Consider the following 18,012-nt stretch of genomic DNA (forward strand, 5'->3'; position numbering starts at 1 on the left):
TGCTCGGGGCGAACTTGTCTTGACATCAAGATACAGGGGTCTGGGTGTTCGTCGCAGGGGGCGCCGACGCGAAGAGGTCGAGGCCGAGCGCGTCCGCGAGGTAGGCGGCGACCCGGCGTCCCCGGACGCTGTTCCCCGCGCTGTCGAGCGGCGGCGAGAAGGTGCCGAGCCCGCCCTTGCCGGGAGCGATCGTGACGATCCCGCCCGAGACCCCGCTCTTGGCCGGGGCGCCGACCTCGAAGAGCCACTCCCCCGAGTGCTCGTACATGCCGGCCGTCGCCATGACGCTCAGGGTGTCGCGCGCGATCTGGGCGTCGACGACCCGGGCACCGGTCAGCGGGTTCACCCCGCCTCCGGCGAGGGTGGCCCCCATGACGGCGAGGTCGCGGGCGTCCACGAGCAGCGAGCACTGCCGCGTGTAGGTGTCGACGGCCTCGAGGGCGTCGACCGGCATCCGGCCGTAGCTCTCGAGCAGCAGCGCGAGGCTCTGGTTGCGCTGGTTGCCCTCGGTCTCCGAGGCCAGCACACCCTCGTCGAGCTCGAGCTCACGGCCGGCGAAGCGCGAGAGGCCGTCCCGCACGAAGCCCCAGCGCGCGTCCTGGTCCGCACCGGGGGCGAGGGCCGTGGTCGCGATCGCGCCCACGTTCACCATGGGGTTCATCGGGTGACCGCCGTTGAGCTCGATCGCCATCACCGAGCTGAAGGACAGGCCGGTGTTGTTGACGCCGATGGTCTCGAGCACCCGCTCGTGACCGACCTCCTGGCAGGCGAGCGCGAACACGAAGGCCTTGGAGATCGACTGGACCGAGAACCGGTGCTCGACATCACCCGCAGAGTGCACCGACCCGTCGACCTCGACGACGCACACGCCGAACAGGTCGGGATCGGCTTCCGCGAGGGCCGGGATGTAGTCGGCGACCTCCCCGTCACGGACGTGCGCGAAGGTCTCGTGGGCGGTCTCGACCAGGTGCTCGACGGTGTGCCACCCAGGGAGGGCTCCGGTCGAGACGATCTTCTCTACGTCCTCTGCGTCATGGCTCATCCCCGGTGACGCTACACACCGATCGTCGCGGACGGCGGTCGTGAGCGCGGAGCGACCGTCGCGCCGCTCCTCGGAGCGGCTCCGGGGCGGATCTCTCGTGACATCACAGTGCGGGGGACGCTCGTCGCGCTGTGCGGGGACGCTCGTCGCGCGTTGCGATGTCGGGTCGTGCCGGGCGCTCCGTGCCGGGGGCGACGCTCGCACTGATCACGCACGACCACGCACATGCGGCGCCGCTACCGCGCACTTCCGCCGACGACCGCGCCACGAGCGCCTGACCGGACCGAGGCTGGTAGGCACGCACGTGTCACCGCGTGCACGACCCCACGGCGCTCTTCGGCGCGCCTGCTCCACGGACGACCTAGAGAGAGTCAGGACACCCACGTGACCACACCCACATCCCTCCGGCGAACGACCGCCGTCGCTGCGATCAGCGTCGGTGCGCTGCTGGCGTCTGGGACGGTCGCCGCGGCCGACGAGCACTCGGCCGCGCAGACCGCCGCGAGCGGCGCACGGCCCGTCGCGGAGCTGACGCTCCACGGCGACTCGATGGTGCACACCTTCGACACGTCCGCACCGGGCGACTCCGTCGAGGGGACGTGGGTCCTGGCGAACCGCGGCACGCTGGGGACCGCCTTCGACGGCGTCTTCACGCCGGTCGACGAGCACTCCAGGAGCCTGGCGGGGGCACTCGGCGTCGAGTACGGACTGACCGACGAGAACGGCACGGTCACCAGCTGGGCGCAGGCGGGGACGCTGGCTGCCCCTGTCTCCTACGCGGATGCCCACGGTGGTGGCGCCTTCATCTCCGGGGCCGAGACGACCGTGATCCCCGTGCGCCTCACGCTCGTCGACCCGAAGATCCTCGAGGGCGACCCGGGCGACGACCACACCGTGGGCGCGACCTTCAGCATCAACTACCTCTCCCCGGGCGGAGACGGTGGCGCCGGAGACGGCGACGGCGACGGCGACGACGCTGCAGACGGCGGCGCACCTGCACCTGAGGCGTCGGAGCGTGACGACGGGATCCTGGCGACGACCGGTGCACAGGTCCTCGGGTGGTTGCTCCTCGCACTGGCTGCCGTCACCGTCGGGACCCGTCTGCGCCGCCGGCGCAGCGCAGACTGACCCCACCAGGCAGGCTGCGTCCCGACCGGACCAGCACGTCCCGCACCCGAGCGGTGCGCGCAGCAGCGGCCCCTGATCGACGGTGATCAGGGGCCGCTGCTGTGCGTCTGGGTTCTCTGCGGAGACCCTAGGCCTGCATGTCGACGAAGCGCGAGTAGTGGCCCTGGAAGGCCACGGTGAGGACGTCGGTGGGGCCGTTACGGTGCTTGGCGACGATGAGGTCGGCCTCGCCCGCTCGCGGCGACTCCTTCTCGTAGGCGTCCTCGCGGTGCAGCAGGATGACGATGTCGGCGTCCTGCTCGATCGAGCCGGACTCACGCAGGTCGGACATCGCCGGACGCTTGTCGGTGCGCTGCTCGGCGCCACGGTTCAGCTGCGAGATCGCGATGAGCGGAACCTCGAGCTCCTTGGCCAGCAGCTTGAGCGCACGGGAGAACTCCGAGACCTCCTGCTGACGCGACTCGACGCGCTTGCCCGACGTCATGAGCTGCAGGTAGTCGATGACCACGAGCTTGAGGTCGTGCTTCTGCTTGAGGCGCCGGCACTTGGCACGGATCTCCATGAGCGACATGTTCGGCGAGTCGTCGATGAACAGCGGCGCCTCGGAGATCTTGCCCATGGTCCCGGCGAGCTTCTGCCAGTCCTCCTCGCCCATCGACCCGTTGCGCATCTTCTGCAGGTGGATCCGCGCCTCGGCCGACAGCAGACGCATGGTGATCTCGTTGCGGCTCATCTCGAGGGAGAACACGACAGAGGTCAGCCCGTGCTTGATCGACGCCGACCGTGCGATGTCGATGCCGAGGGTCGACTTGCCGATGGCGGGACGCGCCGCGAGGACGATCATCTGGCCGGGGTGGAGGCCGTTCGTCAACCGGTCGAGGTCGGCGAAGCCGGTCGGGACGCCGACCATGCCCTCGCCGCGGTGCCCCGCCGCCTCGATCTCGTCGACGGCCCCGCCGATGACGTCGCCGAGCACCGCGTAGTCCTCAGAGCTGCGGGTCTCGGTGACCGCGTACACCTCGGCCTGGGCGTTGTTGACGAGCTCGTCGACGTCACCGCCGTCGGTCGCGTAGCCGAGCTGCACGATGCGCGTCCCTGCCTGCACGAGGCGGCGCAGCACCGCTCGCTCACGCACGATGCGGGCGTAGTAGCCGGCGTTCGCGGCGGTCGGCACCATCGAGATGAGCGTGTGGATGTACGGCGCGCCGCCGATGCGGCCCATCTCACCGTGCTTGGTGAGCTCGGCGACCACGGTGATCGCGTCCGCGGGCTCGCCGCGGCCGTACAGGTCGAGGATGGTGTCGTAGATGGCCTCGTGGGCCGGACGGTAGAAGTCCGTGCCCTTGAGCTGCTCGATGACGTCGGCGATGGCGTCCTTCGAGATGAGCATGCCGCCGAGGACGCTCTGCTCCGCAGCGATGTCCTGGGGCGGGGTGCGGTCGAACCCTGGCCCAGACGACCCCGACCCCTGGCTGGAAGAGCTGTAGCCGGTGTCAAGCTCGTCGATCGACATGGTCTGTCCGTCCTTGCTGTGGGCGAGGGCTCAGGTCTACACCTCGCCACCGACAGCCTGTGCCGTCGATGGGTGCCTCCCGCACCGTACGCGCGTCAGGGACCGCGATCAACCAGCCTGTCCACAGGGTTTTCCCCAGCCTTGGGGATAACTGCCCGAGAGGCACGTCACCGGTCATCCACAGTGTGCATAACTGTGGGGATAACTGGGGACAACAGTCTGTCTCACGCCAGTTTTCGGCCCTCAGGCGCGGAATTCCGGGGATCGTCTTGTGGATGAGAGGATTCATCGTCCACACATCCACGCTTCGGACCTTGGAGGGATCACGTGGCGGACAGCACCACCCCCGAGCCACGCCGGCTGCTCGACCGCCAGATCCTCGCCCTCGCCGTCCCCGCCCTCGGGGCGCTCGTCGCCGAGCCGGTCTTCGTGCTCGTCGACTCCGCCGTCGTCGGCCACCTGGGCACCGAGCACCTGGCGGGCCTCTCCGTCGCCTCGACGATCCTGCTCACGCTCGTCGGGCTGTGCGTGTTCCTCGCCTACGCGACCACGGCGTCCGTCGCCCGACGGGTGGGTGCAGGCCGCCGGGCCGAGGCCCTCCAGTCGGGGGTCGACGGCATGTGGCTCGCCGCCGGTCTCGGGCTCGTGCTGGCGACCGCGCTGTGGCTGCTGGCGCCCTGGGCCATCGGGGCCATGGGTGCGCGGGGCGCCGTCGCCGAGCACGCCGTCACGTACCTGAGGTGGTCGACGCCGGGGCTGCCGGGCATGCTCGTGGTGCTCGCCTCGACGGGCGTGCTGCGAGGGCTCCAGGACACCCGGACGCCGCTCTACGTCGCCGTCGGCGGCGCGATCACCAACACCGTCCTCAACGTCGTCCTCGTCTACGGCATGGGTCTCGGCATCGCCGGCTCGGCCGGCGGCACGGCAGCCACCCAGCTGACGATGGGCGCCGTGCTCACGGTGGTCGTCGTCCGCGGGGCCCGCGCGGCAGGCGCGACGCTGCGCCCGGCCTCGGGCGGGATCCTCGCCAACGCCCGCTCGGGTCTCCCCCTGTTCGTGCGCACGCTCTCGCTGCGGCTCGCGATCCTGCTCACGGTCTTCGTCGCCACCAGCCTGGGCGCCGTCAACCTCGCGGGCTACCAGGTGCTCAACAGCGTGTGGGGGCTGGCGGCCTTCGCCCTCGACGCGCTCGCCATCGCGGCGCAGGCGCTGATCGGCCACCGGCTCGGAGCCGGGGACGTCACCCAGACGCGGGCGATCCTGCGACGCACCCTCCAGTGGGGTGTCGGCGCCGGGGCCGCGATCGGCGTGGTGATCGCGGCCGGCGGGTGGTGGTTCGCCCTGCTGTTCACGAGCGACCACGAGGTGCGCGTCGCGATCACCCTGGGCATGCTCGTCGCCGGGGTCCTCATGCCGCTCGCCGGGTGGGTGTTCGTGCTCGACGGCGTGCTCATCGGCGCCGGCGACGGCCGGTACCTGGCCTGGGCCGGGATGGTCACGCTGGTCGTCTACGCGCCCGTCGCGCTGGCCGTCCGGGCGTGGGCTCCCGACGGCCCCGCCGGGCTGGCCTGGCTGTGGGTCGCCTTCGCCGGGGTGTTCATGCTCAGCCGCGCGCTCACCACCGGCCTGCGCGCCCGCTCCGACCGCTGGATGGTCGCCGGCGCCTGACCCTCCCCGCCCGCCCGCACCCCGCCCACCCTCATGCTCGGGACGCGCCCGTCACACCCTCCGGGGAGTACCGCGCCGTCGCGCCACGGGCATGAGGAGGGGTGGGGGTGGGGTCGGGCCGGTCAGACCGCCAGGAGGTCGTCGAGGGTGCTGATCGGGCCCCAGGCGCCGTCCTCGGAGTTCGACACGACGGCGACCGTGGTGTCGCTCGCCGGGTAGTAGCGCACGATCGCGCTGGCACCGGTGTTGATCCCGTCCTTGTAGTACGAGCGGACGCTGCCGTCCGGCCGGACCTCGAGCTCGAGCCCGAAGCCGTACCAGAGCGCGAGCTCGTCGTCCTCGTGGTGCAGCACCTGCGGCGTCAAGAACGCCTCGGTGAGCTCCGCGGACAGCAGCCGCCCGCTGCGCAGTGCTCCCATGAAGGTCTCGAGGTCCTGGGCGCTCACGTGCGCTCCCCCGTCGGGCGAGCCGATCGGCGGGTACGAGTAGATGTTCTGCTTCCAGCCCACCACCGGTCCGGCCTCGTCGTCGTCCTCGTGGACCGGGTCCCAGCCCTCCGCGACGTCGGGCTCGGCGTCGCGCATGTCGAAGAACCCGGCCCGCTCCATGCCTGCCCGGGCGAAGACGTGCTCGACCACGTGCTCGCGGTAGGCGGTGCCGGTGACGGCCTCGAGGACGAGACCGGCCAGCACGTAGCCGACGTTGCAGTAGCGGCAGTCCTCGCCCGGGGTCGCGCGGGGCGGCTTGTGCGCGAACTGCGGGAGGAAGTCCGCGGTCGTGGTCACGGAGTAGCTCGGGCGGTCCACCCAGAGATCCTCGTAGGACTCACCGGCCTCCTCGTCGGCGTCGTCGGCGATACCCGAGGTGTGCGTGAGCAGCTGCCGCAGCGTGATCTCCGGCGAGATCGTGGTCTCGGCGAGGGAGAGCCAGGTGCCGATCGGCGCGTCGAGGTCGAGCGTCCCCGCATCCACCTGCTGGAGGACGGCCACCGAGGTGAAGAGCTTGGTGACGGAGGCGACGTCGAAGCGGGTGGTGGTCGCGACGGGGACGGACCAGCGTCGGGAGGCGAGCCCGAAGGCCTCCTCGTAGACGAGGGACCCGCCGCTGCTCACCCGGACGACGCCGGAGAAGTCCTCGTCGGTCGCGGTCTCGCGCACCGCGTCGGGCAGACGCGCCGCGACGGCGTCGTCGATGGCCTGGGTACCTGAGGCGCTCGTCTCCATGCGCCTCACCGTAGGGCGGGCCCACCGCGGCGGGCCACCTCTTTTCACCGCCGAACGGGGCAGGGCCCCGCCTCCCTCACGGGAGACGGGGCCCTGCCTGTACGTGCTGCTGGCCGGTGAGGGCTCAGGCTGCGACGACGTTGACCGCGATCTTGGCCGACACCTCGGGGTGGAGGCGGACCGACACGGAGAACTCTCCGGTCGACTTGATCGGCTGGGCGATCTCGATCTTGCGCTTGTCGACGGTGACGCCACCGAGGGCAGCGACCGCGTCAGCGATCTCGGCCGTGGTGACGGCGCCGAAGAGGCGGCCGCCGTTGCCGGACTTCGCCTTCACGACGACAGCCTTCGACTGCAGCGAGTCGCGTGCGGCCTTGGCCTCGTCGAGGCTGGCGATCTCGCGGGCCTTGCGGGCCTTGCGGATCGCAGTCACCTGCGACTCGGCACCCTTGGACCACGGGGTGGCCAGGCTGCGCGGGATGAGGTAGTTACGGGCGAACCCGTCCTTGACGTCGACGACGTCGCCAGGCTCACCGAGGCCGGTGACCTCGTGGGTAAGAATCAGCTTTGCCATGTGTCTTCAGCCCCTTCTCAGCGTGCAGATGACGAGTAGGGGAGAAGAGCCATCTCGCGTGCGTTCTTGACTGCACGCGCGATCTGACGCTGCTCCTGGGTGGACACACCGGTGACACGACGGGCGCGGATCTTCCCGCGGTCCGAGATGAACTTACGCAGCAGCGCGGTGTCCTTGTAGTCGACGGTCTCGATCTTCGCCGACTTCAGCGGGTTGGACTTCTTCTTCGGCTTACGCACAACGGGCTTTGCCATTGCGGTTGCTCCTTCACTCAAGGGTTCTCCGACGACTGCGCGCTGGGCGCGGGCGTCAGAGACGATCTACGGGGTGGGGACTAGAACGGCGGTTCGTCGGCGAACGAGCTCGCGCTGTTCGACGACGCCGGACCCGCGGTCGCCCACGGGTCGTCTGCCTGTGCCTGTCCACCACCAGAACTGGCGCCGAAGCCGCCTCCGCCACCGCCGCCCGAGCGCTGTGCCCGGGTGACCTTGGCGGACGCGTACTTCAGGGAAGGACCGATCTCCTCCACCTGAAGCTCGACGACGGTGCGCTTCTCACCCTCACGGGTCTCGTACGAGCGCTGCACGAGTCGGCCCTGAGCGATGACGCGGGTTCCCTTGGTGAGGGACTCCGCGACGTTCTCAGCAGCCTCACGCCAGATCGAGCAGCGCATGAACAGCGTGTCGCCGTCCTTCCACTCGTTGCTCTGGCGGTCGAAGGTCCGAGGCGTGTTCGCGATCGTGAAGTTCGCGACCGCAGCCCCGGACGGGGTGAAGCGGAGCTCCGGGTCGCCCGTGAGGTTCCCGACCACCGTGATGACGGTGTCACCAGCCATAGCTTCTCTCCATTCGATTCCGTGCGGGTCGTACGAGGTCGTTCAGGTCAGAGCGTGTGCTCAGACGTCTGCGCGCAGGATCTTGGTCCGCAGGACGACCTCGTTGAGGCCGAGCTGACGGTCCAGCTCCTTGGCGGTCGCAGGCGTGGCGGTGAAGTCGACCACCGCGTAGATGCCCTCAGACTTCTTCTGGATCTCGAACGCCAGACGGCGGCGGCCCCAGATGTCGACCTTGTCGACCGATCCACCTTCGGTCGAGATGACCGTGAGGTACTTGTCGAGCGACGGAGCGACGGTGCGCTCTTCGATCTCGGGATCGAGGATGATCATCAATTCGTACTGACGCATGTGTGAACCCACCTCCTACGGACTCAGCGGCCACGGTCTTTCCGTGACAGGAGGGCTGTTGCGTACGTGTGGCCGGGACGAGCCCGGCCGGTCGGTGTCTTCGAGTGCACGGTGCTGGCCGATTGGCGGACAGCACAGAGCACACACCAGTGACTCAGGGTACCTGGTGGCACGCCCCCTGGGAACCGTGATGCCCGCCATGCTCTCGGTGCCCTCCGGTGCTCGGTACGAGCTCGGTGAGCGCCGGGGTGCATGGCGGGCAGAGGTGGAGCGAGGCTCCGGTGGGACCGAGGTCAACCTGCCGGGGCGGCGTCGCCTGGGTCTTCCGGAGGTGCGGTCCCGGTCGATGGGTCTGGCTCCTCGGGCACCGTCGGCTCCGGCTCCGGTGTCGTGGGCTCCGGAGCAGGCGTCGTCGGGTCCGGGGTCGGCTCTGGCGCGGGCGGCGGGGCCGCCGGCTCGGGGCCGGCCGAGACGATGATCGTCACGGTCGAGCCGGGCTCGACCTCCGCACCCGAGCCGGGGTTCACCCCGATCACCGTGCCGGCAGGGTTCACGTCGAACTGCTCGGTCACCGCCGGGGTCAGCCCGGCGGCCGCGATGGCGTTGGCAGCCGCGTCGCGCGAGCTGCCGACGAGGCCGTCGGGTACGAGGGCCGTCGTGGGCTCGGGCTCCTCGGTCGGCGTCGGCGGGGGCGTCCAGGTCGGGGTGGGCGGCGCTGGGCGCTCCGGGAACTGCTTGACGTCGCGCCCCTGGAGGACCTTGCCCATGTAGTCGGTCCACAGGTCTGCCGGCGCGGTCGCACCGGTGATCTCCTTGTTGACGTAGTCACCGAAGGGCGTGATGGACTCCTGCTCGCCGTTCGGCCCGACCTGGAACATCGAGACCACTGTGACGAAGTCCGGCGTGTACCCGGCGAACCAGGCAGCCTTGTTGTCGTTGGTCGAGCCGGTCTTGGCCGCGATCGGCACGCCGAGCCTCTTCGCGGTGGTGCCCGAGCCGTTCTGCACCACCTGGGTGAGTGCGTAGGTGAGCTCGGCGGTGTTCTCCGGCGTGAAGACCTGTTCGCCGGTCGACGTGTTCTCCGTGTAGACGACGGCGTCCTCTCCGTCGACCTTCTTGGTCACCGACGCCACGATGTGCGTCGACTTCTTCTCGCCCCCCGCGGCGAAGGTCGTGTAGGCGCGGGCGATGTCGACGGTGTGCACCGAGGCGACCCCCAGCACGTTCACCAGGACGGGCGACAGGTCGGTCGAGCCCTCGGGGATGCCCGCCCTGATGGCGGCGTCGACCGTGGCCTCCGGTCCGATCTCCTCGTTCAGCTCGAGGTAGGCGGTGTTGATCGAGTCCTGCGTCGCCCTCTCGAGGGTCACCCGACCGAAGCTCTGGTTCGAGAAGTTCCGACCCGTGTAGTTCTCCGCCGGGAAGAACTTGTTGTTGTTGCCGTCGAACGTGTCCTTGAGCGTCTTGCCGTCCTCGAGGGCCGCCATGAGCGTGAAGGGCTTGAAGGTCGATCCTGCCTGGGCGACGTCCATGGTGGCGCTGTTGAACTGCGACTCGAGGAAGTCGGCCCCGCCGTACACCGCGAGGTAGCCCCCGGTCTCGGGGTCGACGGTCACGAGCGACTTCCGCAGGTTCGGCGCGGCATCCGCGGGCATCTCCGCGACCGCCTGCAGCGCCATCTCCTGGAGGCCGGCGTCGATGGTCGTGCGGACCGTCAGGCCACCGCTGTCGAGGTCCTCGCGGGTGATGGGCTCCGGGAGCGCCGCGAGCTCACGCTCGACCATGTCGATGAGGTAGCCCTGCGGGCCCTGCTTCCGGTTCGTCTGCTCGTAGGCGATGGTCTCCGGGAAGGTCTGCTGGTCACGCTCGGCCTTCGTGAGGAAGCCCTCGGAGACCATGCCGTCGAGCACGTAGTTCCATCGCTCCTCGGCCTTCTCCGGGTTCTTCTGCGGGTCCCAGGCGGACGGAGCCGGGATGATCCCGGCGATGAGCGCGGCCTGGGCGACGGTGAGGTCTCCGGTCGAGACGCCGAAGTACTTCTGCGCGGCGATCTCGATGCCGTAGGCACCACGGCCCAGGTAGATGGTGTTGAGGTAGTTCGCGAGGATGTCTTCCTTCTTCTCCTGCCGGTCGATCTTGACCGCGAGGAGCATCTCCTTGAACTTGCCGGCGTAGCCGTCGATCGTCTCGCCCGTGTAGTAGCGCTCGACGTACTGCTGCGTGATCGTCGAACCACCGGTGATCCGGCCGCCGTTGATCGTCGCCTGGATGTTGCCGATGAAGGCGCGGGCGATCCCTCGGGGGTCGATCCCGGAGTTGTCGTAGAAGGACCTGTCCTCGGCCGAGACCACGGCGTCGCGGACGTGCTGCGGGATGTCGGCGCCGGGGATGACCTCGCGGTCCTGGTCGGCGAACACCGTCATGGTCTGGCCGGTGCCGTAGAGCACCGTCGAGGACTGCGGGAGGGTGACGTCGCTGGGGGTGGGCACCTTGAGGCCGACGTAGGCGGCGATGACGATGCCGCACACGAGGGCGATCATCGTGAGGAAGGAGCCGAGGAGGAACCGCCACGAGGGCAGCCAGCGTCGGATCGGGCCCTTGCCGTAGCGGGGGTAGTTGAAGAACCGCTTCCCGCTGCCGCCCTTGCCGCCTTTGCCACTGCCGGCGCCGGCCTTGGTGGCGGCACCCTTCTTGGCAGCCTTGGAGCCCGCGGCGCTCTTGGTGCCGGCCGTGGTCTTGGTGGCTGTCGTGGCCTTGCTGCCGGCCGTGGTCTTCGCGCCGCGCGCGCCCGGGGCGCTGGCTGCGGTCGCGGTCGTCGCTGCGGCGGGGCGGGGCGTGCCGGTCGGGCGGGGCGTGCCGGCTGCGCCGGGGGTGCCAGGCGTACCGGTGGCACGAGAGGTGGCAGAGACCCGGACAGGCGTGGTGCCTGCCGGGCGCTGCGGAGGTCGTCCAGTCGAGCTTGCCACGCACGGACCTTTCCTACGGATGTCGGTGGGAGCGGACCGGAGAGCCGGCCGTGGTCGGCCGCTGTCGATCAGCTGCGCGGGTGTCGTGGCGAGCGTCGCCGGGGGGCAGGAGCGCACGAACCCATCGTGAACTCTAGGGGGTGGGCCTCGTCGGATCACCCCTGCGCGGGCTGTGAGGCCAACTCTGCCCGACGCCCTCCCACCAGTTCCTCGTCTCCTTCACATCCGCTGAGCCCCGGGAGTCCGCGGTTCTCAGGCTCTGCGCAGGCTCTGCCGGGGCTGCGCAGACGTGTGCGGTCCTTGCGGAAGGGTGTGGATGTGCCTAGTCTTCCGATGTATCGATTCGATACATCGAGTGCCCGCGAACGGCACTCGTCAGGGTCTTGAGCGTGGCGAGGAGGTGTCTGTGCGCAGCAAGTCGTCCGTCTTGGAGACTGCGGTGCTCGGCCTCCTCAACGACTCTCCGCTGCACGGGTACGAGCTGCGCAAGCGGCTCAACCTCGTCCTCGGGTCGTTCCGCGCGCTGTCCTACGGCTCGCTCTACCCGTGCCTGAAGTCGCTCGTCACGCGCGGCCTGATCGTGGGGGCCGCGTCGAACGAGGCGCCTCCGCACGCGTTGTCGGGCAAGCGGGCGCGGATCGTCTATACGCTGACCGCGGACGGCAAGGAGCACCTGCAGTCCGTGCTCGCGTCGTCGGGTCCGGCGGCGTGGGAGGACGACAGCTTCGACGTGCGCTTCGCGTTCTTCGGGCAGACGGACGCGGAGACCAGGATCCGGATCCTCGAGGGGCGGCGCAGCCGGCTCAACGAGCGTCTCGAGAACGTGCGTGACTCGTCCGCACGGACTCGTGAGCGGCTCGACGAGTACACCCTCGAGCTCCAACGACATGGCCTCGAGCAGGTCGAACGCGAAGTTCGATGGCTCGACGGCCTCATCAACACCGAGCGCGACCGTCGTCGTGCCCGGACCGCGGGGGTCACCCCGGGCGCCAGCCTGACGGCGGACGCACAACCTGCAGCACCAGATCAGATCAATCCATACGTTGTCGACGACGAAGGTCGCGACACAGACAGCAAGGAGCGAGGATGACTGCCATCCGCGTCGCCATCGTTGGCGTTGGAAACTGCGCAACCTCCCTGATCCAGGGCGTCGAGTTCTACCGGAACGCCGACAAGAACGAGACCGTTCCTGGCCTCATGCACGTCCAGTTCGGCCCGTACCACATCTCGGACCTCGAGTTCGTGGCTGCGTTCGACGTCGACGCGAAGAAGGTCGGCTTCGACCTCGCGGACGCCACGCAGGCGTCGGAGAACAACACGATCAAGATCGCCGACGTCCCGCCGACCGGCATCAACGTCCTGCGCGGCCCGACCCTCGACGGTCTCGGCAAGTACTACCGCGAGACGATCGAGGAGTCGGACGCGGCTGCTGTCGACGTCGTCCAGACCCTCAAGGACGTCAAGGCTGACGTCCTCGTCTGCTACCTGCCCGTCGGCTCGGAGAAGGCTGCGAAGTTCTACGCGCAGGCTGCGATCGACGCGAACGTCGCGTTCGTCAACGCGCTCCCCGTCTTCATCGCCTCGGACCCTGTCTGGGCCAAGAAGTTCGAGGACGCCGGCGTCCCGATCGTCGGCGACGACATCAAGTCGCAGGTCGGCGCGACCATCACGCACCGCGTGCTCGCCCGTCTCTTCGAGGACCGCGGCGTCGTGCTGGACCGTACGTACCAGCTCAACGTCGGCGGCAACATGGACTTCAAGAACATGCTCGAGCGTGAGCGCCTGGAGTCCAAGAAGGTCTCGAAGACGCAGGCCGTGACGTCGAACCTCGACGGCCCGCTCGGCGGCAAGACCTCGGACCGCAACGTGCACATCGGCCCGTCGGACTACGTCGCGTGGCTCGACGACCGCAAGTGGGCGTACGTCCGCCTCGAGGGTCGCGCCTTCGGTGAGGTCCCCCTCAACCTCGAGTACAAGCTCGAGGTCTGGGACTCGCCCAACTCGGCCGGCATCATCATCGACGCCGTGCGCGCCGCGAAGATCGCCAAGGACCGCGGTGTCGGCGGCCCGATCCTGTCCGCGTCGACGTACTTCATGAAGTCGCCGCCGGTGCAGATGGAAGACACGAAGGGGCGCGCCGCCCTCGAGGCCTTCATCGCTGGTACCAACGAGCGATAGCCCGAAACGCAGTGAAGGTTGGAAGCCCCAGGCACGCTCTTCGCCTGGGGCTTCCGGCCGTATCGGAGTGCAGGGCTATCGCGACCAAAAACACAGCGCGTGTCCCGCACCCGGCAGACCAAGCCCCCCACGGCACGCTCTTCGCCTGGGGCTTCCGGCCGTAACGGAGCCCCCACCCCCTCCCCTAGGCTGACCCCCATGTCTGTCCACCAGGATCTCGCCGGTCTTCTCCACGGCCGCGACTTCCGCCGTCTCTTCGCGGTGCGCCTGGTCGGCCAGGCGGGTGACGGCATGTTCCAGGTGGGTCTGGCGACCCTGTTCTTCTTCTCCCCGGAGAGCCAGGGCACGGCTGCGTCGATCGCGGTGGCCTTCACGGTCCTGCTCGCCCCGTTCACCCTGGTCGGTCCTTGGGCGGGTGTCCTGCTCGACCGCTGGCGTCGTCGCCAGGTGCTCGTCCGGGTCAACGTGGCGCGCGTGGCGGTGACGTTGCTGATCGGTGCGTGGGTCTTGCTGTGGGGCATCGGCCCGGCCGTCTACGTCCTGGCTCTGCTCAACCTGTCGCTCAACCGGTTCGTCCTGGCGGCGCTGTCGGCGTCGTTGCCGCGGGTGGTCCCTCGTGAGCAGCTGTTGACGGCCAACTCGGTGGTGCCGACCTTCGGCGCGGGCGCTGCTGCCCTGGGTGGTCTGGTGGGGCTGCTGCTGGGTCTGGTGATGGACGCGGGGACGTCGAAGGACGCGGCGTCGCTGGCTGCGGCGGCGGTGTTCTTCGCGGTGTCGGCGGGGGTCGCGGCGCGCTTCGGGGTGGACCGGCTGGGGCCGGGTGCTCTGGCGGACGCCGACGTGGTCCGCGAGCGCCTGGCGCGGCTGGGGCGCGGTCTGGTCGAGGGTGGTCGGGCGCTGGCGCGCATCGGGACGCCGGCGCAGGCGCTGGCGGTCATGGGGGTGCACCGGTTGTTCTACGGGGTGACTTTCGTGGCGAGCATCTTGCTGTCGCGGAACCTGCTGGCGGACCCGGCGGACCCTGATGCGGGCCTGGCGGTCTTCGCGTCGGTGCTGGCGGCGTCGGCGGTCGGCTTCGGTGCTGCGGTGCTGACCACGCCGGTGCTGGCGCGGCGCACAGGTGCGCAGGTGTGGGTGGTGATGTGCCTGGTGTTGGCGGGGGTCGCGCAGCTGGTGCTGCTGTCGTCGGTCCGGCTGCCGGTCCTGCTGGTGTGTGCTGCGCTGCTGGGTCTGGCGGCGCAGGGCGCGAAGATCGCGGTCGACACGATCGTGCAGCGGGACACCCCGGACGAGCTCCGGGGTCGGGCGTTCGCGCTGTACGACGTGGTCTACAACTCGGCGTTCATCGCGGCGGCCGCGGTCGCGGCGGTGACGTTGCCGGACTCGGGGTACTCGAGGCCGGTGTTCGCGGTGCTGGCGGTGGGGTACCTGCTCAGCGCGGTGGTCTTCGGGCTGCGGGGGCTGCGCAGCCCTCGCGCGCTCAGCGACGCGGTGTGACCAGTCCGGACTCGTAGGCGAGGATCACCAGGTGCGCCCGGTCTCGGACGTCGACCTTGGTCATGATCCTGTTGACGTGCGTCTTGGCGGTGTGGGTGGAGATGACGAGCTCTGCGGCGATGTCCTGGTTGGTCCGGCCGGCCGCGACGAGGAGGAAGACCTCACGCTCGCGCTCGGTGAGCCTGCCGAGCCCGTCGCCCTCCCAGGCGTCGGCTCGCGGTGCCTGCTGGTGCACGTAGCGCTCGACGAGCGCGCGGGTCGCCGCGGAGGACAGCAACGACTCGCCGAGGTGGACGGTGCGCACGGCTCGCACGATGTCGTCGGGCTCTGCTCCCTTGCCGATGAACCCGCTGGCGCCGGCGCGCAGGGCGGCGACGACGTACTCGTCCTCCTCGAAGGTGGTGAGGACGAGCACCCGGGTGGTGCTGCCCGCCGGGCCGGCGCAGATCTGCTCGGTGGCGGCGATGCCGTCGAGCCCGGGCATGCGGATGTCCATGAGGACGACGTCGGGTGCGAGGGCCGCGGCGGCGCGCACCGCTTCGTGGCCGGTCGACGCCTCGCCCACGACGTCGACCCCGCCGTCGGTGAGGATGTCGCGCACGGCCTGGCGGACGAGGGGTTGGTCGTCGACGACGAGCACGGTGGTCACCGTCCGGCCCTCCGTCCTGCGGGCACGGTGACGACGAGGCGGAACTCGCCGTCGACCTGGGTGGTCTCGGCCGTGCCGCGCACGGCGGCGATGCGCTCGCGCAGGCCGCGCAGGCCGTGACCGGTGCTGAGGCTGCTGGGAGGGAGGTCGGAGCTGCCGGTGCTGAGGCTGGTGGGGCCCAGCGGGTTGGTAGGGCGCAGCGGGTTGGTGACGGTGAGCACGACCGCTCCGTCGAGGTCGTGCAGGTCGACGCGCGCGGTGCCGTCCGCGCCGTGCTTGTGCGCGTTGGTGAGCCCCTCCTGGAGGGCCAGGTAGGCGACGTGGTCGCTGGCGGGAGAGAGCCCGTCGAGGTCTGCGTCCTGCCGCACCTCGACGTGCAGCCCCACGTCGGCGAAGCGCCCGAGGAGCTCGTCGACCTGCGACAGGCCCGCCTGGGGCGAGAGGTCGCGGCCGTCGGCGTCGTCCGAGCGCAGCAGGGCCATGAGGGAGCCGATGTCCACGAGCACGGTACGGGCGGCGCTGCGGATCGTCGTGAGGGCCTCCCGGGCTCGCTCGGGCCGGTTCTCGAGGGACGACGACGCGACGCCGGCGCTGAGGCTGATCACGGAGATCTGGTGCGCGACCACGTCGTGGAGGTCGCGGGCGATGCGCACGCGCTCGTCGACCACGCGGCGCCTGGCCTCGTCGTCGCGGTCCCGCTCGGCGCGATCGGCCCGGTCGGTCGCGGCGGCGAGCGCCTCCTTCCGCGACCGGCTGGTGTCGCCGAGCGCACCGGCGAGCACCACGAAGGTGACGAGCTGCAGGGCGCGCGAGTCGAGGAGGTCGCCGTCGAGCGGGACGGCGGGCAGGAGCAGCACGACCACGGCGGCGAGCGCCACCCCGAGGACCCGGCGTGTCCGGTCGGCCTCCGAGCAGGCGGTCACGGAGAAGGCCGTGATCGCGACGGCGACGATCGCGCTCGGCGCGAGGGTGCCGGCGAGGGCGACGACCGTGCTGCACGCCAGCGCGACCGCGAGCGCGAGGGCGGGCCGGCGGCGGCGCAGCGGCAGGACGACGGCGGGCAGGAGCGCGACGACGAGCAGCAGGCCGCGGGTCCGGAACACCTCGTCGGGGAAGGGCAGGACGCCGAAGAGCACGACGACGGTGACGGCGAGCGCGTCCCGGACCTGCGTGCTGCGCAGGGCCTTCTGTCGCGGCTCGCGACCGCCGTGGGTCCGTGCACCACGAGCCGGGTCGGCTGGTGCTCGGGAGGATCCTGTCGGCGTCACTCCTCCAGTATCGCGGCCGTGGTCGCACGGCGGATCGCCCGCGAGGGTGACGTCCGCGTACGACGCTCGCGGTACGCCAGGTGTCCACGCGGGACTGACGCGCGCGGGGCGTCGTCGGCCGATGCTGGAGGTCGGGACGCAGGGTGCGTCACCAGGAGAGGTGGCTGTGAAGAAGTCTGCGAAGAGAGCGCTCGTGGCGGTGGCGGCCGTGGGTGCCGTGGTCGTGCTCGGCCTGACGACGACAACCGTCGTGAACGCGGTCGCGTCCGCGCGGGAGAGCGACCGGGTCGAGGCGTACGGGCAGACCGTGACCGTCGACGGGCGGCACATGAACGTGCAGGTCACGGGCCAGGGGCCGGACGTGGTGCTGCTCCCGGGTTTTGGCACGGCCTCCCCCGTGCTCGACTTCGCACCGCTGGTCGCGGACCTGTCGACGGACCACCGTGTCATCGTCGTCGAGCCTTTCGGCTACGGCCTGAGCGACGGCACGGACGTGGAGCGGACCACGGAGAACATCGTGTCCGAGGTGCACGAGGCGCTGCAGCAGCTGGACGTGGACCGCTACGTCCTCATGGGTCACTCGATCGCGGGGATCTACGGGCTCGAGTACACCACGCGCTACCGGGACGAGGTGACGGCCTTCGTCGGGATCGACTCGAGCGTGCCCGGTCAGCCGGGGATGGACGCGAGCTTCCCGACGGGGCTGCTCGGCGCTGCGAAGACGCTCGGGCTCGCGCGCGTGGTCACGGCCGTCGCGGGTGACGGCCTCGACGGCACGGTGTACCCCGACGAGGCGCGGGAGCAGATGCGGATGATCGGCAACCGGACGTCGCTCTCGTCGACCTACCTCGACGAGATGTCGCACATCAGCACGAACTTCGAGGACGCGCTCGGCAGGACCTTCCCCGAGGACCTCCCGCTCCTCCTCCTCGTCGTGGAGCACAACGAGAAGAACCCGGACTGGCTCGGGCTGCACGAGCGGCAGGCCGCGAGCGTGGCAGACGGCACGGTGGTGCCGCTCGACGGCGACCACTACCTGCACCACACCCTCTCGCCGGAGATCGCCGAGACCTTCCGCGGCTGGGCGGCCACCCGCCCCGAGGCTGGCTGACCGCTGAGACCG

The 18,012-nt window shown here is 70.2% G+C and carries 16 protein-coding genes; 6 read left to right on the forward strand and 10 right to left on the reverse strand.

Annotated features, from left to right (window positions below):
- Positions 1–25: 25 nt before the first annotated feature.
- Positions 26–1,042: a glutaminase A gene (gene glsA, locus SKED_RS18560; protein ID WP_012868724.1), complete on the reverse strand. Its 1,017-nt coding sequence runs from the start codon at positions 1,040–1,042 to the stop codon at positions 26–28.
- A gap of 384 nt (positions 1,043–1,426) precedes the next feature.
- On the opposite strand from glsA, the gene SKED_RS18565 reads away from it, so the two are divergent.
- Positions 1,427–2,170 (forward strand): hypothetical protein, encoded by a 744-nt coding sequence (locus SKED_RS18565; RefSeq protein WP_012868725.1) that lies wholly within the window; start codon positions 1,427–1,429, stop codon positions 2,168–2,170.
- 127 nt (positions 2,171–2,297) lie between these two features.
- On the opposite strand, the gene dnaB is transcribed toward SKED_RS18565, so the two are convergent.
- On the reverse strand, positions 2,298–3,683 hold the full coding sequence (gene dnaB / locus SKED_RS18570) for a replicative DNA helicase (protein ID WP_012868726.1): 1,386 nt from the start codon (positions 3,681–3,683) through the stop codon (positions 2,298–2,300).
- Between the two features lie 327 nt (positions 3,684–4,010).
- On the opposite strand from dnaB, the gene SKED_RS18575 reads away from it, so the two are divergent.
- Positions 4,011–5,351, forward strand: coding sequence for an MATE family efflux transporter (locus tag SKED_RS18575; protein ID WP_012868727.1), 1,341 nt, complete (start codon positions 4,011–4,013; stop codon positions 5,349–5,351).
- A 122-nt stretch (positions 5,352–5,473) separates the two neighbouring features.
- Here SKED_RS18575 and SKED_RS18580 read toward each other — a convergent pair whose 3' ends face one another.
- The 6 genes from SKED_RS18580 to SKED_RS18605 form a co-directional block, all read right to left on the reverse strand.
- Positions 5,474–6,574, reverse strand: a complete 1,101-nt coding sequence (locus SKED_RS18580; protein ID WP_012868728.1) for a serine hydrolase domain-containing protein — start codon at positions 6,572–6,574, stop codon at positions 5,474–5,476.
- A 124-nt stretch (positions 6,575–6,698) separates the two neighbouring features.
- Positions 6,699–7,148: a 50S ribosomal protein L9 gene (gene rplI, locus SKED_RS18585; protein WP_012868729.1), complete on the reverse strand. Its 450-nt coding sequence runs from the start codon at positions 7,146–7,148 to the stop codon at positions 6,699–6,701.
- Between the two features lie 17 nt (positions 7,149–7,165).
- Positions 7,166–7,402: a 30S ribosomal protein S18 gene (gene rpsR, locus SKED_RS18590; RefSeq protein ID WP_012868730.1), complete on the reverse strand. Its 237-nt coding sequence runs from the start codon at positions 7,400–7,402 to the stop codon at positions 7,166–7,168.
- Between the two features lie 80 nt (positions 7,403–7,482).
- Entirely contained in the window at positions 7,483–7,983 is a 501-nt protein-coding gene (locus tag SKED_RS18595) for a single-stranded DNA-binding protein (protein WP_012868731.1), read from the reverse strand.
- A 60-nt stretch (positions 7,984–8,043) separates the two neighbouring features.
- On the reverse strand, positions 8,044–8,331 hold the full coding sequence (gene rpsF / locus SKED_RS18600) for a 30S ribosomal protein S6 (protein ID WP_012868732.1): 288 nt from the start codon (positions 8,329–8,331) through the stop codon (positions 8,044–8,046).
- A 293-nt stretch (positions 8,332–8,624) separates the two neighbouring features.
- Positions 8,625–11,297 carry a transglycosylase domain-containing protein gene (locus tag SKED_RS18605; protein ID WP_012868733.1) on the reverse strand — a complete coding sequence of 891 codons (2,673 nt, stop codon included), beginning with the start codon at positions 11,295–11,297 and terminating at the stop codon, positions 8,625–8,627.
- 406 nt (positions 11,298–11,703) lie between these two features.
- Between SKED_RS18605 and SKED_RS18610 the strand changes: the two genes are divergently transcribed.
- From SKED_RS18610 to SKED_RS18620, 3 genes are all read left to right on the forward strand, one after another.
- Complete coding sequence (locus tag SKED_RS18610) at positions 11,704–12,387, forward strand: PadR family transcriptional regulator (protein ID WP_012868734.1); 684 nt, start codon at positions 11,704–11,706, stop codon at positions 12,385–12,387.
- The gene (locus tag SKED_RS18615; RefSeq protein WP_012868735.1) at positions 12,384–13,475 is read left to right on the forward strand and encodes an inositol-3-phosphate synthase; all 1,092 of its coding nucleotides are present in this window, start codon (positions 12,384–12,386) and stop codon (positions 13,473–13,475) included. The genes SKED_RS18610 and SKED_RS18615 overlap by 4 nt, the downstream gene beginning before the upstream one ends.
- Before the next feature lie 198 nt (positions 13,476–13,673).
- Positions 13,674–14,972 carry an MFS transporter gene (locus SKED_RS18620; protein ID WP_012868736.1) on the forward strand — a complete coding sequence of 433 codons (1,299 nt, stop codon included), beginning with the start codon at positions 13,674–13,676 and terminating at the stop codon, positions 14,970–14,972.
- Here the strand turns inward: SKED_RS18620 and SKED_RS18625 are convergent.
- Both SKED_RS18625 and SKED_RS18630 read right to left on the reverse strand, forming a co-directional pair.
- Positions 14,956–15,621 carry a response regulator transcription factor gene (locus SKED_RS18625; protein WP_012868737.1) on the reverse strand — a complete coding sequence of 222 codons (666 nt, stop codon included), beginning with the start codon at positions 15,619–15,621 and terminating at the stop codon, positions 14,956–14,958. The two genes, SKED_RS18620 and SKED_RS18625, sit on opposite strands and share 17 nt — an antisense overlap.
- Positions 15,618–16,889 carry a sensor histidine kinase gene (locus tag SKED_RS18630; RefSeq protein ID WP_012868738.1) on the reverse strand — a complete coding sequence of 424 codons (1,272 nt, stop codon included), beginning with the start codon at positions 16,887–16,889 and terminating at the stop codon, positions 15,618–15,620. Before SKED_RS18630 ends, SKED_RS18625 begins: the two co-directional genes overlap by 4 nt.
- Before the next feature lie 166 nt (positions 16,890–17,055).
- On the opposite strand from SKED_RS18630, the gene SKED_RS18635 reads away from it, so the two are divergent.
- On the forward strand, positions 17,056–18,000 hold the full coding sequence (locus tag SKED_RS18635; RefSeq protein WP_012868739.1) for an alpha/beta fold hydrolase: 945 nt from the start codon (positions 17,056–17,058) through the stop codon (positions 17,998–18,000).
- The last annotated feature ends 12 nt before the right edge of the window (positions 18,001–18,012 follow it).

The sequence above is a fragment of the Sanguibacter keddieii DSM 10542 genome, from assembly GCF_000024925.1.
In the GTDB taxonomy this organism is placed as follows: Bacteria; Actinomycetota; Actinomycetes; order Actinomycetales; family Cellulomonadaceae; genus Sanguibacter; species Sanguibacter keddieii.

What these genes read in the sequence shown, in the direction of transcription:
- SKED_RS18620 (WP_012868736.1), top strand. Translation starts at nt 13,674, where the DNA reads ATGTCTGTCCACCAGGATCTCGCCGGTCTTCTCCACGGCCGCGACTTC.
- SKED_RS18615 (WP_012868735.1), top strand. Translation starts at nt 12,384, where the DNA reads ATGACTGCCATCCGCGTCGCCATCGTTGGCGTTGGAAACTGCGCAACC.
- glsA (WP_012868724.1), bottom strand. Translation starts at nt 1,042, where the DNA reads ATGAGCCATGACGCAGAGGACGTAGAGAAGATCGTCTCGACCGGAGCC.
- dnaB (WP_012868726.1), bottom strand. Translation starts at nt 3,683, where the DNA reads ATGTCGATCGACGAGCTTGACACCGGCTACAGCTCTTCCAGCCAGGGG.
- rpsF (WP_012868732.1), bottom strand. Translation starts at nt 8,331, where the DNA reads ATGCGTCAGTACGAATTGATGATCATCCTCGATCCCGAGATCGAAGAG.
- SKED_RS18580 (WP_012868728.1), bottom strand. Translation starts at nt 6,574, where the DNA reads ATGGAGACGAGCGCCTCAGGTACCCAGGCCATCGACGACGCCGTCGCG.
- rpsR (WP_012868730.1), bottom strand. Translation starts at nt 7,402, where the DNA reads ATGGCAAAGCCCGTTGTGCGTAAGCCGAAGAAGAAGTCCAACCCGCTG.
- rplI (WP_012868729.1), bottom strand. Translation starts at nt 7,148, where the DNA reads ATGGCAAAGCTGATTCTTACCCACGAGGTCACCGGCCTCGGTGAGCCT.
- SKED_RS18595 (WP_012868731.1), bottom strand. Translation starts at nt 7,983, where the DNA reads ATGGCTGGTGACACCGTCATCACGGTGGTCGGGAACCTCACGGGCGAC.